Source organism: Kitasatospora sp. NPDC056531, from assembly GCF_042794375.1.
Taxonomy (GTDB): Bacteria; Actinomycetota; Actinomycetes; order Streptomycetales; family Streptomycetaceae; genus Kitasatospora.
Genome location: NZ_JBHTTU010000080.1, coordinates 16,134 through 30,879, shown reverse-complemented (window position 1 = coordinate 30,879; position 14,746 = coordinate 16,134). Strand labels below are relative to the sequence as shown.

Genomic DNA, 14,746 nt, shown 5'->3' with positions numbered 1-14,746 from the left:
CACCACGAACCCATGGGTCCACCCCCTAACATCAGGGCAACGGACCCTCGGGTTCGCGCTGAAGAACCTTCAGTTTCCGCGAACTCGCGGGGGTCGAGACGAATGGCCAATGTGCGCCCGAAATCGCGGCCGGCGGCGGTGATGACCACCCGGTGGTCGTCGAATCTCATGTCAGTACTCCTGGTGAGTGGATCGGGTGCCGCGGCGAAGTCCGCCGGCTGATCCAGGATGCGCCGCGCTGCATGCCGAGGGGGTCTCGCGAGCGGCTACTGGCTCCGGATCCGGCGGGGCTTCGTCAAGGGCGAGTCGGCGCGCGACTTCCGGGCGCTCACACGGTCCGGTCCGCGGGCTCAGGTGAGGGCGGCGACCAGCAGGGCGAAGGCGGCGATGAGGACGGCGACGCGGACGTAGTGGAAGCGGTCCCAGCGGTTCGACTGCTCCTTCCAGTCCTCGGGCCGGTTCTCGGGGGTCCACGTCTTGCTCCGGTTGTTGATCGGGACGAGCAGCAGGACCGACATGATCACGCTCACGATCAGCAGCGCGGCGGCGATGACGACGAGGCCGGCGCCGTGGTGATGCCATCCGGCGATGGCCCAGATCGCGCTCAGGACGAGCGAGCCGATGTACCAGAACGGCATCACGGCGCCGAGCATCCGGCCCCCGTGGGCGCGGCCGAGTTGGCCGCTGTCCTCGGGGAGTGCGTTGAAGATCGGGTTGATGACGAAGGCGACGGAGAACTCCACCCCCACCATCACGCCGACGACCACGGTGGTGAAGACCTCTAGTGCGTTGAGCATGATGACCCTCCCGGCATCTAGCGTTGCTAGCTGATGAGGCAACACTAGAGCTGCTGTCGCTCTCTTGTCTAGCGATGCTAGGATCGAATCATGTCGGTACAGGAACGAAAGCAGCGGGAACGGGCGGAGCGCGAACGCCTCATCGTGGCGACAGCCCGCGAACTCGCCGAGCAGCAGGGCTGGGACGCGGTCACCACCCGCCGCCTCGCCGAGCGCATCGAATACAGCCAGCCCGTCCTCTACAGCCACTTCCGCGGCAAACGCGAGATCATCGGCGCCGTCGCCCTCGAAGGCGCCACCGAGATGGCCGCGGCGCTGCGGGCCGCGGCCTCCGCCGCGGACGGCCCGCACGCCCGGGTCACCGCCCTCTCCCGTGCCTACCTCGACTTCGCCGCACGCAACCCGGCGGTCTACGACGCCCTGTTCCAGCTCGACGGCGGCCTGGCTTTCGCGAACGAGGACACCCCGGAACCTCTGAAGGACGGCTTCGCCGCCCTGCTGGAAAACCTCGACGAGGTCGCCGGGGAGGGCGTCCACCCGGGACTGTTCACCGAGGTGTTCTGGGCGGCCCTGCACGGACTGGTCACCCTGACCCGGGCACGACGGCTCCCGCCGGAGGACACCGAGCGCAGGGTGGAACTGCTGGTGGACCGGCTCGCCGTGGTCTGACACGCCGCCCCAGCGGGCAGGCAGCCGGGGTCCCCGGACCCCGCTGCCTGCCTCCGGCATCGCCTCCGGTCACTCGCGCCCACACGGCGCAGCCGCAGACCGCCGGGCCCCGGCCGCGACCCGCGCCCGCGCCCGCGCCACGACCGACCGCTCGCCGGGGCCAATTCCGGTGAGCGGACGGAGCGTTGATCAGGAAGAGCGCCGAGTCGAGCGGCCTCGCCCTTCTGGATGCGAGTGCTCTTCGCCGGGTGCCAGCCACACCGGGCGGACAGCTCACGGCCGGTGAGCCCCGCGTCGTTGCACAGGTCCTGGAGCCTGTCGGCCGGAGCCTGACGGGCGGCCATGAACTGTCTGCGGAAGGGCCCGAGCGATCAGACGACGTACCGGTCGTGTGAGATACCGCGCTCCCAGACGGTCTCGAATGCGTTGGAGACCATCTCCACCACGGCCGGGTCATCGCTGTACTCGTGACCGGCCCAATCGCCGTCGCCGGTGAACCAGTGGAAGAGGACCAGGCGGTCATCGATCAGCCACAGGTCGTTGCCGGGCAGCGGGATGTCCGAGGCGAGACGGCGGGGGAGCCACCGCACTTGCTCGCCGGCGGCGATGTTCACCGGGGTCAGTGCGTGTTCCCAGCGGATGTAGTCGGTCACCGGCTCGGACACGATCCTCGCTCGGCGCATCACCACGCCACGGCCGACGGTTTCCCGAACGAGCGGCACCCAGCCGGCCCAGCCTTCGGAGTCCGGGTCCAGGTCGATCGAGCCGGACTGCCTGAACTCCTCGAAGTCGGCGGTCTCGTCGGCGACGCCGTAGACGTCACGCATCTCCAGATGGACAGCCGTCCGCCGGGCTCCCTTCAGCAAGGCGGAAAAGTCCGGCACGTTCTGCGTCATCGCACGCCTTTCGCAGGATCGGCATCCGCGTGGGGATGCGGACGACAGCTTCGTGATCAGGGATGCCCCGTTCGTGGCCGGGTACCCACTCGGTCCCGCATATGCGGGCTTCGAGCGCGGCGCATGCCTTCCAGTCCTGGATCACGAGCTCGCATGCCTCGTCCTCGATCCACACGGTCGCACAGGAGGCGCGCGAACCGGTTGAGGCGTGCGGCCCCGCGTGCCACGCGGGGCCGCCCGTCGAGAAGTGCTTCGGAGGCTGATCGCGAAGTCGCCCGCAGGGATCCATGAGGTCAGCGTTGGTTGCCCGGAGGCTCAGGTGTGTCGGGGCGGGGTGCGCTGCGTAGGAAGTCGGTGGGGCCGACTTCCTGCGCGTGGCAGGCGATTACGGGGTGGTGGCTTGGGCTGTGCGGGTGCGGCAGTGGGTGAGGGCGGGTTTGATGCGGCGGTCGGGGGTGCGGCGGCGGAGAGGTAGGCGCGGTGCAAGTGTCGGGCCAGGGGCGTGGATTCGGTCCGCAAGTCGAGGCGGGCGGCGAACGTGCGGGGGCGGCGGGTTTTGAGCATGGCGGAGTTCCTCAGGGGGCGGATGAGGGAGCGCGAGAGTAGTGCGCACTCACGCTATGCATGCAAATGATTGCGTTCTGGTGTCAATCATCGGAGCTGCGGAGGTACGGTGACGCCAGATCGGCGTGCGGGACGTGTGGTGTACAACTGGGGGCAGCCATGGCACAGCGGAAGACCAGGCGGGGGACGACGGCTAGCTCCGCGATCATGTTCGGTGAGGAGCTCAAGTACGCGCGCGAGGCGGCGGGCTACGTCCAGGAAAACGTGGGCAAGCTCCTGCACTGCGACCGGACGGTGGTCTCGCGGACCGAGGGCGGGAAGCGGAAGCCGTCGATCGAGGAAGTCGAGGAGCTTGATCGGCTGTACGGTACTGGCGACTTGCTGAAGCGGCTGTACGGGCGGGTTGACTGGGACGCCGAAATCGAGCACCCGGACTGGTTCCAGAGTCATGTCGACATGGAAGCCGAGGCCCTGGCCGTCAGGGCCTACGAAGTCGCGGTGATGAACGGGCTATTGCAATGTCGCGAGTACGCGCAGGCGGTGTTTGCGGTCAGCGATGCGGCTGGCAAGCCCGATGTGATCGAGGAGCGGACGGCGGCTCGACTCGCGAGGCAAAGGCGCTTCCTGGATGCTGAAGGACCTTTCCTGCTGGTGATTCTCGATGAGAGCGCGATCCGGACGGTTTTCGGTGGGCCGCGTGTGATGAGATGCCAGATGGAACACCTGCTCGCTGTTGCTGAACTCCCAAACGTTGTCATCCAAGTCGTGCCGTTCTCTCGCAGACCGGCCGTCGGCAACACCTCCATGGTGCTGCTGGAGATGCCGGATGGTCGGACCTCGGTCTACTCCGAGAGCCTTGACCGAGGGCATTCCAGCGACGATCCGGCGACCGTAGCGCGGCATCGCCGCAGCTATGATCTGCTCCACGGGGAGGCGCTCTCAGTTGTCGACTCGCTTGCGCTGATCGCCGATGCGCTGGAAGGGTTTAGTAATGACGAGGAACGAGCTCGACGTGACCGCCTGGCGAAAGAGCAGCTACAGCGGCGGCAACGGGGGCAATTGCATCGAGGTGGCCCCCGGATTCCCCGGCCTCGTCCCCGTGCGTGACTCCAAGGACCCGAACGGTCCGGCCCTCGTCTTCCCGGCTGCCGCCTGGGAGGCCTTCGTGGCGTCCGTCCGTGAGGGCGACTTTCCGGAGTAAGACTCCCCAAGACGGAGTCTGCCAGCGCCCACTGGGAGGCCGCCGCGCACTGACGCACCGCCGCACTGCCACCGACGGGCCCGGACACGCGAGTGTCCGGGCCCGTCGCTACGATCTGCCGGTCCGTCGCGCAATGGGCGCGGCGGCGTGGCCGAGGGGAGCGACGATGACGGAAGCGGAGCAGGGCGCGAAGGGTCGGAGGTTCCTGCGGCCACGGCTGGTGGTCCCGGCCGCGCTGGCGGCGGTGCTGCTGGTGGGCGGGTCGGTGTGGGCGCTGTCCGGCGGCGGGGGTGGGGGCGGAGCGACGGCTTCGGCCGGGGGCGCGGCGGCCGCGCCGAGTGCGACGGTGAGCCCGACGGCGGAGCCCTCGCCGAGCGCGACGGCGACGGCGATGGCGACGGCAACCGAGGCCGCCACCTCGCCGAGCCCGTCCGCAACCTCGGATCCGGTACCGGCAGCCGCCGAGCCCGCGTCGGACGAGTCGGGAAACGACGCTCCGACCACGACCCGGAGGCCCGCCACGAAGGCCCCGGCCGCCCTGGCCGCCCCCGCCACCCCCGCCGCCAAGCCGCAGGGCGGCGCTGCGGCCGCGAAGCCCAAGGCCCCGTCCGGACAGGACCCGCACGACATCGCACCGGTGCCCTGCACCAACTGCCGCACCGAGCCGCAGCCCGGCTCGGGCGACTGCTACCCGCGCGGGGAGGCCAAGGTCATGGTCTGCGGTCCGGTGCAGATGGGCACCCCCATCCCGCCGCGCCGCCCGGACCCGACGTTCACGCCAGGGCGCGCCAACTAGGCCAGTGAGTAAGGGAATTCCGGCATCTTTGAGCCCCTCTTTGGGCTCCCGGGACCGTCCTACTCTGGGACCATGTCCGCTGGTGCGCCGCTTCGACCTGGTCCCGACTCCGCCCCGGTCGCCCTGTCCGTCCACCGGGTGAGCCCGCCGATGCCGCCGCCCTACCTGCCGCGCGCCGGCGGCGGGGGCTACACACCGGGCACGGGCGGCATCACCCCGTCCGGCTTCTGAGCGCGCCGACCTGCCTGGAAGGATGTTCGTCACCGGGTGACGAGAGGGGCGGGGCGCGGGATGGCGGACAGCGGTTCGGCCTTGGTGGAGGCGGCCCGGGAGCGGCTGCGGGCCGGGGTGGCGCCGGACGTGGTCTGCGGCGAGCCGGCCGTGCGGGCGCCGCAGTGGGTGGACGCCGCTCTGGCGGTCGGGCTGGCGCTGGGGATCGACGAGGCGGAGCTGCTGCGGCGGTTGAGCCGGGAGCCGGAGCTGCGGTCCGAGTTCCGGCCGGGCGAGGAGGAGCTGTACGCCGAGGTCCTGGAGATCACCGGGGTGTTCGACGCGCCGAAGCTGCTCGACGAGCGGGAGCAGGTGATCGAGGAGCACCTGCGGGCGGCGCTGGGCGCCCGGGGCGGCCTCGGGAGCGGCTCCTTCCTCAATCTCCAGCGCGGCTTCGTCAAGGGCGAGTTGGCGCACGTCTTCCGGTCGCTCACGCGCTTCGGTCCGCGGGTCGGGCGTGGCCGGCCTGCGGCGTTCTGGGCGTCCCTGGTCGCCGCCGGTGAGTTCCTCGACCCGGCGGACGGCGACGAGCGCGGGACGGTGGCGCAGGCGCTCGACGAGTGTCGACTGCGCCTGGCCGAGTGCGCGGGCTGAGGCCGCTACTTCCGGGCGTTGGTGCGGCGGGTGGGTTCGGCCGTCGTGGGGTCCTCGGGCCAGGGGTGGCGGGGGTAGCGGCCTCTGAGATCGGCGCGGACGGCACGGTAGCCCTCGCGCCAGAAGGACGCCAGGTCGCCGGTGACGGCGGCGGGGCGGCCGGCGGGGGAGAGCAGGTGGATGGTGAGGGGTGCGCGGCCGCCGGCCAGGGCGGGGGCTGCCGTCCAGCCGAAGAGTTCTTGCAACTTGACTGCCAGTATTGGGCGTTCGGTGGTGTAGTCGACTCGGATCTTCGAGCCGCTGGGGACGGTGATGCGCTCGGGGGCGAGTTCGTCCAGGCGGCCGGCTTCGCCGCTTGCCCAGGGGAGCAGGCGTTGGAGGGCCGCAGTGGTGTCGATCCTCGCAAGGTCGGCGCGGCGGCGGGCGCGGGAGAGTTCGGGCTCCAGCCACTCTTCGGCGCGGTCGAGCAGCGCGGCGTCGGAGACGTCGGGCCAGGGGTCGCCGAGGGCGGTGTGGAGGAAGGCGAGGCGTTCGCGTAGGCCGGGAGAGGGCCAGCTCAGCAGGGTGCTGACGCCTTCGCGGGCGAGGCCCTCCAGCAGGGCGCCCCGGACGAGCGCGGGGTCGGGGCGGTTGAGTGGCTTCTCGGCGAGTTCGATGGCGCCCAGCGATTCGACCCGGCGGGAGACGACTTCATCTCGGCGGGTGTCCCAGTGGACTTCCTCGCGGGCTTCGAGCAGCGGGGCACCGGCGAGTCGGGCGGTGTCTTCGTCCAGTGCCGCAGCGTGCAGGATGCGGGCGGAGTGCCAGCCTGCCGGGCGGTCGGCGACCGCGACGGCGAGCCAGGGCAGCGCGCCCAGCGTGGTGCCGGGGGCGAGTTCGGCGGCCGTGCCGGAGGCCATCAGGTACGGGCTGCGCTCGCCGGGGGCGGGCTTCTCGACGCGGGCGCGGGCGATGCGTTCGGGGAAGGCGAGGGCGACGACGAGGCCGGCGGCGGCCGCGTCGGGTAGCTGAGTGGCGGGTTCGGAGCCGGCGGCGCGCAGGAGGCGGCGGACTTCGTCGCGCCAGCGGCCGGCGTAGGGGTCCTTGGAGGAACGGACCGCCCGCCACACCGCGCCGAGGTCGTCGCCCAGGGCGCGCGGTGGTTCCTCGGAGAGCAGCGCGACCACCTCGGCCGCTCGCCGCGCACCGACCGCCGCCGCGCCGTCGACCAGGGCGCGGGCGAGCCGGGGGTGCAGGCCGGTGCGGGCGAGGCGCACACCGCGCGGCGTGGCCCGGCCGTCCGCGCCCACCGCGCCGAGGGCCTGGAGGGTCTGCCGGGCCGCGGCCATCGCCCCGGCGGGCGGGGCGTCGGGCAGGGCGAGCCCGGTGGCGTCCGGGTCGCCCCAGCAGGCGGCTTGGAGAGCAAAGGAGGTGAGGTCGGCGAGGGCGATCTCGGGCGTGGGGAAGCGGGCGGCGCGGGCGTCCTCGGCCTCGTGCCAGCAGCGGTAGACGGTGCCGGGGGCTTCACGCCCCGCTCGTCCGGCGCGCTGGCGGGCGGCGGCGAGCGAGGCCCGGACGGTGACGAGCCCGGCGAGGCCGCGGGCGTGGTCGGTGCGGGGTTCGCGGGCGAGTCCGGCGTCGACCACGACCCGGACGCCGGGCACGGTGAGCGAGGACTCGGCGACGGAGGTGGCGAGGACGACGCGCCGCCCGTCGGCGGGCGAGAGCGCTGCGTCCTGGACGGACTGCGGGGCGCGGCCGTGCAGTTGCAGTACCTCGGCCGGCGCGCCGGACAACTGCCCCGCCACGCGGGCGATTTCGCCGACGCCGGGCAGGAAGCAGAGCACGTCCCCGTCCCGCTCGCTCAAAGCCCGCCGTACGACGGTGGCGACGTGGTCGAGCAAGGCCGGGTCGACCCGGGTGCCGTGGGCGGGCCGGACGGCGCGCGGCGGCGGTGCCCAGACCACGTCCACCGGGTGGGACACCCCGTGCGCCTCCACCACCGGCGCACCGCCGAGGAGTTCGGCCCAAGCGGCAGTGTCGGAGGTGGCCGAGGCGCAGACCAGCCGCAGTTCGGGCCGCAGCGCGGCGCGCACGTCCAGCAGGAAGGCGAGGGCGGTGTCGGCGTCCAGGTGCCGTTCGTGGCACTCGTCCAGGACGACGACGTCGGCCCCGGGCAACTCCTGGTCACGTTGGAGGCGTTGGAGCAGCACCCCGGTGGTGACGACCTCGACGACGGTCGAAGGCCCGACCTTACGGTCCCCGCGCACCGTGTAGCCGACCCGCCCGCCGACGGCCTCGCCGAGCAGCCAGGCCATCCGCCGGGCGGCGGCCCGGACGGCGAGCCGGCGCGGTTCGGCGACCAGCACGCGCCGTACCGGGCCGGAATCGAGCAGCCCGGCCAGGGCGAGCGGCACCAGCGTCGTCTTGCCGGTGCCGGGCGGGGCGGCGAGGACGGCGGTGCCGTGCTCCTCCAGCGCGTCGTGCAGGGCGGGCAGGGCGGTGCGGACGGGCAGGTCGCGCCAGGCCGGGTGCAACAGGCTCAGCCCCGCTCGGTGACGAAGATCGCCGTGCCCGGGATCAGCCGTCCGCGCAGCGGGGACCAGCCGCCCCACTCCTGTTCCAGGTCGGCCGGCCACTCGGGCTCGACCAGGTCGATCAACCGGAAGCCGGCGCCGACGAGTTCACGTACCCGGTCGCCCAGGGTGCGGTGGTGCTCGACGTAGGTGGCGCGGCCCTGCTCGTCCTGTTCGACGTACGGGGTGCGGTCGAAGTAGGAGGACATCGCGGTGAGGCCCTCGACGCCGGGCTCGTCGGGGAAGGCCCAGCGGATCGGGTGGGTCACCGAGAACACCCAGCGCCCGCCGGGCCGCAGCACCCGGTGCACCTCGCGCATCAGCCGGTCGGTGTCGGCGCTGAACGGGACGGCGCCGTAGGCGGAGCAGGCGAGGTCGAAGGACGCGTCGGCGAAGGGTAGGACGGCGGCGTCGGCCTGGACCACCGGGACGGGCTCGGCGCCGCGGCCGAGGTCGATCCGGCGGGAGTGCTGGAGCTGGCGGTAGGAGATGTCCAGGGCGACCGGGCGGGCGCCCCGGGCGGCCAGCCAGCGGGAGCACTGGGCGGCGCCGGCGCCGATCTCCAGCACGTCCTTGCCCGAGACCTCGCCGAGCAGTCGGGCGTCGGCCTCGTCGAGGCCCTCGGGGCACCAGGTGAAGCGGTCGTCGCCGAGGAACTCGCCGTGCTCGTCCTGGTACTCGTCGGCGTTGCGGTCCCACCAGTGCCGGCTGGCCCGGCTGCTCTCCCCGACGCCGGCCGAGCGCCGCACCGCGTCGTCGCCGTCCTCCTCCTCGACCCCTGTGGGGGAGGTGTCAAGATCGTGCAGGTTCGACTGGGGGGTGGTGGCCACGGTGACAATGCCCATCGCGTAGGGTATGGAATGCGGAAGCGCCGCTGCCGCGAACCGGCCCCGTCAGGGTGCCGGATCCTGGCGGTGGCATCCGGGGAAGGGCCCCTTCGGGCGCCACCGCGAGGTGCGCAATCGGAGGATATGGCCTGATCCGTACCGGGCTCCACCGTCTTGCCTCTCTTGGCGTTGACCGTGCCTGGCCGTCCCCGTATGCTACAAGTTGCGCTGCGGGCCTGCGCGCCTCGGACGGAGCAGGTCGCGCTCGCATCTGTCGAAGACCCCACGGTCGCAAGACGGACGCCGGTTCTCGTTGGACGAGATTCCCGGTGTGCCGTGTTCTTGGCTGTCCGGCTTTCGGTGGGAGCGATACGGGCCCTCCGCGTGGCATTACCTACGACTTTCATGTCCGTACCGGAGCCCTTTTCCTAATGACGAGCCCCACCGACTCCTCCCTCAGCACCACCCCGCAGGTCGCGGTCAACGACATCGGCGACGCGGAGGCCTTCCTCGCCGCCATCGACGAGACCATCAAGTACTTCAACGATGGCGACATCGTCGAGGGCGTCATCGTGAAGGTCGACCGTGACGAGGTCCTCCTCGACATCGGTTACAAGACCGAGGGCGTCATCCCGTCCCGCGAGCTCTCGATCAAGCACGACGTTGACCCGCACGAGGTCGTCGCCGTCGGTGACAACATCGAGGCCCTGGTTCTCCAGAAGGAGGACAAGGAGGGTCGTCTCATCCTGTCCAAGAAGCGCGCTCAGTACGAGCGTGCCTGGGGCACGATCGAGAAGATCAAGGAAGAGGACGGCATCGTCACCGGTACCGTCATCGAGGTCGTCAAGGGTGGTCTCATCCTCGACATCGGCCTCCGCGGCTTCCTCCCCGCCTCGCTGGTCGAGATGCGTCGCGTCCGCGACCTCCAGCCCTACGTGGGCAAGGAGCTCGAGGCCAAGATCATCGAGCTGGACAAGAACCGCAACAACGTGGTCCTGTCCCGCCGTGCCTGGCTGGAGCAGACCCAGAGCGAGGTCCGCCAGACCTTCCTCACCACCCTGCAGAAGGGCCAGGTGCGCTCCGGCGTCGTCTCCTCGATCGTCAACTTCGGTGCCTTCGTGGACCTGGGTGGCGTCGACGGCCTGGTGCACGTCTCCGAGCTGTCCTGGAAGCACATCGACCACCCGTCCGAGGTTGTCGAGGTCGGCCAGGAGGTCACCGTCGAGGTTCTCGACGTTGACATGGACCGCGAGCGCGTCTCCCTGTCGCTGAAGGCGACCCAGGAGGACCCGTGGCAGCAGTTCGCCCGTACCCACCAGATCGGCCAGGTCGTTCCGGGTAAGGTCACCAAGCTGGTTCCGTTCGGTGCGTTCGTCCGCGTGGACGAGGGCATCGAGGGTCTGGTCCACATCTCCGAGCTGGCCGAGCGCCACGTCGAGATCCCGGAGCAGGTCGTCCAGGTCGGCGACGAGATCTTCGTCAAGGTCATCGACATCGACCTCGAGCGTCGTCGCATCAGCCTGTCGCTGAAGCAGGCCAACGAGGCCCTGGGTGCCAGCCCGGCCGAGGCCGAGTTCGACCCGACCCTGTACGGCATGGCCGCCTCCTACGACGACCAGGGCAACTACATCTACCCGGAGGGCTTCGACCCCGAGGCGAACGACTGGCTGCCCGGCTTCGAGAAGCAGCGTGAGGACTGGGAGCGCCAGTACGCCGAGGCGCAGGCCCGCTTCGAGCAGCACCAGGCCCAGGTCATCAAGAGCCGCGAGGCCGACGCCGAGGCCGCTGCCGAGGGTGGCGACGCCGTCGCCGCCGCTGCCGGTGGCTCCTACTCGTCCAGCAGCGACGAGGGCTCCGGCGCCCTGGCCTCCGACGAGGCCCTGGCCGCCCTGCGCGAGAAGCTGGCCGGTGGCCAGAGCTGAGGCTCTCGCCCCGCTAGCTGACAGCTAGGCAACGGGCCCCACCCGGATTTCCGGGTGGGGCCCGTTGGTTTTTCCGCGCCTGTTCGTCTGCTCGCCCGTTCGCCTGGCGACCTCCTCGCCGGCGTTTTTCGGCGGCTGTTCACCGGCCCTTCGTTTTCCGCTTTGACTTATGTGTGGTTTATGTGTAGGGAAGTGTGAGATGAGGCTCATTGCCCTGCTATAGGCCGGAGTTCTGGATGCACCTACATTGAGTGGAGCTGCCCGAAAGGCTCCTTCATGCGCAACCGCTCCTCCGCCCCCACCGCAGTGGTCGGCGGCCGGCTCGCCGCGATCGGCCGGTTCTGTTTCCGCCACCGTCGCTGGGTCCTCGGCTTCTGGGCCGTCGTCCTGGTCGTCGGGGTCCTGATCGGGGGACGGGTCTTCGAGGGCTCGGTGGCCGGAGCCTCCTCCGCCACCGCCGAAGCGGACCGGGGCAGCGCCGTGGTCGCCGCGGCCGATCCGGTCAAGGGCACCGTGACCGCGGTGGTGGACGGCAAACCGGTCGACGACCCGGCCGTGCGCGCCGCCGTCGAGAAGGCCGTCACCGAGGTCGCCGCCCTGCCCGGGGTCTCCTCCGCCCAGGACGCCTACGGCTCCGGCCCGGCCCCGGCCGCGCTGCGCGCCGCCGACGGGACGGCGAGCCTGGTCACCGTACGGATGGCCGCCACCTCGACCTCCGCGCAGACCGACGGCGTGACTCACCGGCTGGCCGCGCTGAACGGCGTCGGCGGGGCGCACGTGACCGTCGGCGGGGACCTGGTGCTCCAGCAGGAGGTCAAGAAGCAGACCGAGAGCGACACCCGCTTCGGCGAGATGGTGACCCTGCCGCTCACCCTGGTCGTCATGGTGCTGGTCTTCGGCGGCCTGGCCGCCGCCTCGCTGCCGGTGATCGGCGCCATCGCCTCGATCGGCGGGGCACTGCTGGCCATGTTCGGGTTCAGCCAGATCATGGACATCGACACCAGCGTGCTGCCGATCGCCACCGTGCTGGGGCTCGGGCTCTCGATCGACTACGCCCTGCTGATGGTGAACCGTTTCCGCGAGGAACGCGGCCACGGCGCGGGCATCGCCGCCGCCGTCGAGCGCACCGCCGCGACCGCCGGACGCACCGTGGCCTTCTCCGGACTGACCGTCGCCGTCGCGCTGTCCGGCCTGTTCGTCTTCACCAGCCCGGTGCTCGGTGCGGTCGCCGCGGCCGGGGTGAGCGTAGTGGTGATCGCGGTCGCGGCCGCGCTGACCCTGGTGCCCGCGCTGCTCGGCTTCGCCGGCTCCCGGATCAAGGCGCCCGCCGCGCCCGTGCCGGACGAGGGCTTCTTCAGCCGGACCGTCCGTCGGGTCCGCAAGCGGGCGGTGCTCGTCGCGCTCGCCTGCGTGGCGGTGCTGATGGCGGCCGGGGCACCGTTCCTCCACGCCGAGATGCGCAGCTCCGGCGCGGCCGTGCTGCCCGCCTCCTCGGCCGGGCGGCAGGTCGCCGAGACCGTCGACCACCGCTTCCCGCAGGTCGCGGCCGCGCCGATCACCGTGGTGGTCGAGGGCGGCGCGCACGTCGCCCAGGCGTACGCGGACGACGTGGTCGCCAAGCTCCCCGGGGTGAGCGGGGTGCGGGCGGTGACCCCGGTCGGCGACGAGGTGTCCACCGTGGACGTCCTGGTGCACGGCGACCCGCAGGGTGCCGAGGCCAAGCAGGTGGTGGACGAGCTCCGGGCCGACCGGGGCGGGCTGAAGACCTATGTGACCGGCGGCGCGGCCTCGGTGGTGGACTTCAAGGACGAGCTGCTGTCGCGCGGGCCGTGGGCGCTGGGCCTGGTCGCGGCCGGGACGCTGGTGCTGCTGTTCCTGATGACCGGCTCGCTGGTGATGCCCGTCAAGGCGCTGCTGATGAACCTGCTCTCGCTGGGCGCCTCGCTCGGCGCGCTGACCCTGGTGTTCCAGGACGGGTGGTTCAGCGGGCTGCTCGGCTTCAGCCCGACCGGCGGGCTGGAGACCTTCATCCCGGTGCTGGTCTTCGCCTTCGCCTTCGGGTTGTCGATGGACTACGAGGTGTTCCTGCTCGCCCGGATCAAGGAGCTGCACCAGCGCGGGCACAGCTGTACCCGGGCGGTGGAGCTGGGGGTCCAGCGCAGCGGTCGGATCATCACCTCGGCGGCGTTGCTGATGGTGATCGTCTTCGCGGGCTTCGCGGCCGGGGACATGCTCATGGTCAAGCAGATGGGCATCGCGCTGGCGGTGGCGGTCGCGGTGGACGCCACCCTGGTGCGCTGCCTGCTGGTACCCGCCGCGATGAGCCTGTTCGGCGAGTTCAACTGGTGGGCGCCGGCCCCGCTGAAGCGGCTGCACAAGCGCTTCGGGCTGAGTGAGCACGTCGAGCTGCCCTCGCTGGAGCAGCCGGCGGTCCCGGCGCCGCGGCCGGAGCTGGTGGGATCAACTCAGGCGGTGTAGCAGCTCGACGCTCGCGCGCAGCTGGGCCCGTTCCTCGGTGGTGAGGCGGGACTCGATGGCGGTCGCGATGTGGTGCTCGCGACGGGCCCGCTGGTCGAGCAGGGCGGTGTGGCCGGCCTCGGTCGCGGCGATCAGCTGCTTGCGGCCGTCGGTGGGGTGGGGCTGCTGGGCGATCAGCCCGGCCTCGCTCATCAGGGCGACGGTACGGGCCATCGACTGGTGGCGCACGCGTCGGCGTTCGGCGAGTTCGGCGACGGTGTAGGAGCGTTCGTCGCGGACCAGCAGGCCGAGGACGGCGGCCTGGTTCGGCGGCAGTTCGTCACTGTCGCGCAGGGAGCGGACCAGGCTGCCGAGGGCGGTGCGCAGGTCGGCGGCGAGTTCCAGGGTGTCCGGGTGCGGTGCTTCGCGAGGCATGGGAGCAGTCTATCCGGAATCTCTACAGCAAAACTGTACAGTCATGCTGTATGGTTTTGCCCATGCGAATTCTGCCTTTGCGAATCACCAAGTTCGGACACGCCTGCGTACGCATCGAGCACGACACCACCACCGTCGTCGTCGACCCGGGGGCCTTCACCGACCCCGGCGCACTGGCCGGGGCGGACGCCGTCCTGATCACCCACGAGCACATGGACCACTTCGAGGAGTCCCGGCTGCGCGCCGCGCTGGAGGCGGACCCGGCGCTGCGGGTGTGGACCAACAGCGCCGTCGCCGCCCAGCTGGAGGGCGTCGGGCAGCGGGTCACCGCGGTCGGCGAGGGTGACGCCTTCGAGATCGCCGGGCTCGGCGTCTCGGTGCACGGCGAGTGGCACGCGGAGATCCACCCGGACATCCCGCGGGTGAAGAACATCGGCTTCCTCTTCGACGGTCGGCTGTTCCACCCCGGCGACGCCTTCACCGTGCCGCCGCACGCCGTGGACACCCTGCTGTTGCCGCTCGCGGCGCCGTGGAGCAAGGCCGGCGAGGTGGTCGACTACGTCCGGGAGGCGGGCCCGCGCGTGGCGGTGCCGGTCCACGAGGCGACGCTCAGCCCGATCGGGCACATGGTGGCCACCCGGCTGCTCGGGCCGGACGGGCCGGGTACCGGTGCGGAGCTGACCGTTCTCGGCGAGAAGGAGAGCCTGGAGCTGGGCTGAGGGGCGCCGGTCGAGGCTCGTCGGCTGAGGGGCCGCGGCTGACG

Annotated in this window: 14 protein-coding genes and 1 pseudogene; 9 read left to right on the top strand and 6 right to left on the bottom strand. The window is 71.5% G+C overall.

The genetic code is table 11. The features are described from left to right. Positions 1–350 precede the first annotated feature (350 nt). Complete coding sequence (locus ACFQ87_RS36330; protein WP_380615201.1) at positions 351–797, bottom strand: anthrone oxygenase family protein; 447 nt, start codon at positions 795–797, stop codon at positions 351–353. 90 nt (positions 798–887) lie between these two features. Here ACFQ87_RS36330 and ACFQ87_RS36325 point away from each other — a divergent pair, with 90 nt between their 5' ends. Next, complete coding sequence (locus tag ACFQ87_RS36325; RefSeq protein ID WP_380615200.1) at positions 888–1,466, top strand: TetR/AcrR family transcriptional regulator; 579 nt, start codon at positions 888–890, stop codon at positions 1,464–1,466. 212 nt (positions 1,467–1,678) lie between these two features. Here the strand turns inward: ACFQ87_RS36325 and ACFQ87_RS36320 are convergent. Together ACFQ87_RS36320 and ACFQ87_RS36315 are read right to left on the bottom strand one after the other, a co-directional pair. Beyond that, positions 1,679–1,810: pseudogene (locus tag ACFQ87_RS36320) on the bottom strand (transcriptional regulator); the annotation flags it as partial. Positions 1,811–1,837: 27 nt separating this feature from the next. Further along, positions 1,838–2,362, bottom strand: a complete 525-nt coding sequence (locus ACFQ87_RS36315; RefSeq protein WP_380615199.1) for a DUF6879 family protein — start codon at positions 2,360–2,362, stop codon at positions 1,838–1,840. A gap of 771 nt (positions 2,363–3,133) precedes the next feature. Between ACFQ87_RS36315 and ACFQ87_RS36310 the strand changes: the two genes are divergently transcribed. The 5 genes from ACFQ87_RS36310 to ACFQ87_RS36290 all read left to right on the top strand — a co-directional run bounded on the left by ACFQ87_RS36310 (position 3,134) and on the right by ACFQ87_RS36290 (position 5,787). Then, positions 3,134–4,033: a Scr1 family TA system antitoxin-like transcriptional regulator gene (locus ACFQ87_RS36310; RefSeq protein WP_380615198.1), complete on the top strand. Its 900-nt coding sequence runs from the start codon at positions 3,134–3,136 to the stop codon at positions 4,031–4,033. After that, positions 3,996–4,127 carry a DUF397 domain-containing protein gene (locus ACFQ87_RS36305; protein ID WP_380615197.1) on the top strand — a complete coding sequence of 44 codons (132 nt, stop codon included), beginning with the start codon at positions 3,996–3,998 and terminating at the stop codon, positions 4,125–4,127. Before ACFQ87_RS36310 ends, ACFQ87_RS36305 begins: the two co-directional genes overlap by 38 nt. A 166-nt stretch (positions 4,128–4,293) precedes the next feature. Further along, positions 4,294–4,923, top strand: coding sequence for a hypothetical protein (locus ACFQ87_RS36300; protein ID WP_380615196.1), 630 nt, complete (start codon positions 4,294–4,296; stop codon positions 4,921–4,923). A gap of 72 nt (positions 4,924–4,995) precedes the next feature. Beyond that, positions 4,996–5,154 carry a hypothetical protein gene (locus ACFQ87_RS36295; protein WP_380615195.1) on the top strand — a complete coding sequence of 53 codons (159 nt, stop codon included), beginning with the start codon at positions 4,996–4,998 and terminating at the stop codon, positions 5,152–5,154. A gap of 36 nt (positions 5,155–5,190) precedes the next feature. Beyond that, positions 5,191–5,787, top strand: coding sequence for a hypothetical protein (locus tag ACFQ87_RS36290; RefSeq protein WP_380615194.1), 597 nt, complete (start codon positions 5,191–5,193; stop codon positions 5,785–5,787). 5 nt (positions 5,788–5,792) lie between these two features. Here ACFQ87_RS36290 and hrpB read toward each other — a convergent pair whose 3' ends face one another. Both hrpB and ACFQ87_RS36280 read right to left on the bottom strand, forming a co-directional pair. Further along, positions 5,793–8,303, bottom strand: coding sequence for an ATP-dependent helicase HrpB (hrpB, locus tag ACFQ87_RS36285; RefSeq protein WP_380615193.1), 2,511 nt, complete (start codon positions 8,301–8,303; stop codon positions 5,793–5,795). A gap of 5 nt (positions 8,304–8,308) precedes the next feature. Continuing rightward, positions 8,309–9,187, bottom strand: coding sequence for a class I SAM-dependent methyltransferase (locus ACFQ87_RS36280; RefSeq protein ID WP_380615192.1), 879 nt, complete (start codon positions 9,185–9,187; stop codon positions 8,309–8,311). Positions 9,188–9,600: 413 nt separating this feature from the next. Between ACFQ87_RS36280 and rpsA the strand changes: the two genes are divergently transcribed. Both rpsA and ACFQ87_RS36270 read left to right on the top strand, forming a co-directional pair. After that, on the top strand, positions 9,601–11,091 hold the full coding sequence (gene rpsA / locus ACFQ87_RS36275; protein WP_380615191.1) for a 30S ribosomal protein S1: 1,491 nt from the start codon (positions 9,601–9,603) through the stop codon (positions 11,089–11,091). A 276-nt stretch (positions 11,092–11,367) separates the two neighbouring features. Next, entirely contained in the window at positions 11,368–13,569 is a 2,202-nt protein-coding gene (locus tag ACFQ87_RS36270; protein WP_380615190.1) for an MMPL family transporter, read from the top strand. Here the strand turns inward: ACFQ87_RS36270 and ACFQ87_RS36265 are convergent. Then, on the bottom strand, positions 13,552–13,983 hold the full coding sequence (locus ACFQ87_RS36265; protein WP_380615189.1) for a MarR family winged helix-turn-helix transcriptional regulator: 432 nt from the start codon (positions 13,981–13,983) through the stop codon (positions 13,552–13,554). The two genes, ACFQ87_RS36270 and ACFQ87_RS36265, sit on opposite strands and share 18 nt — an antisense overlap. Before the next feature lie 62 nt (positions 13,984–14,045). Here ACFQ87_RS36265 and ACFQ87_RS36260 point away from each other — a divergent pair, with 62 nt between their 5' ends. Beyond that, positions 14,046–14,702: an MBL fold metallo-hydrolase gene (locus ACFQ87_RS36260; protein ID WP_380615188.1), complete on the top strand. Its 657-nt coding sequence runs from the start codon at positions 14,046–14,048 to the stop codon at positions 14,700–14,702. Positions 14,703–14,746: the final 44 nt, after the last annotated feature.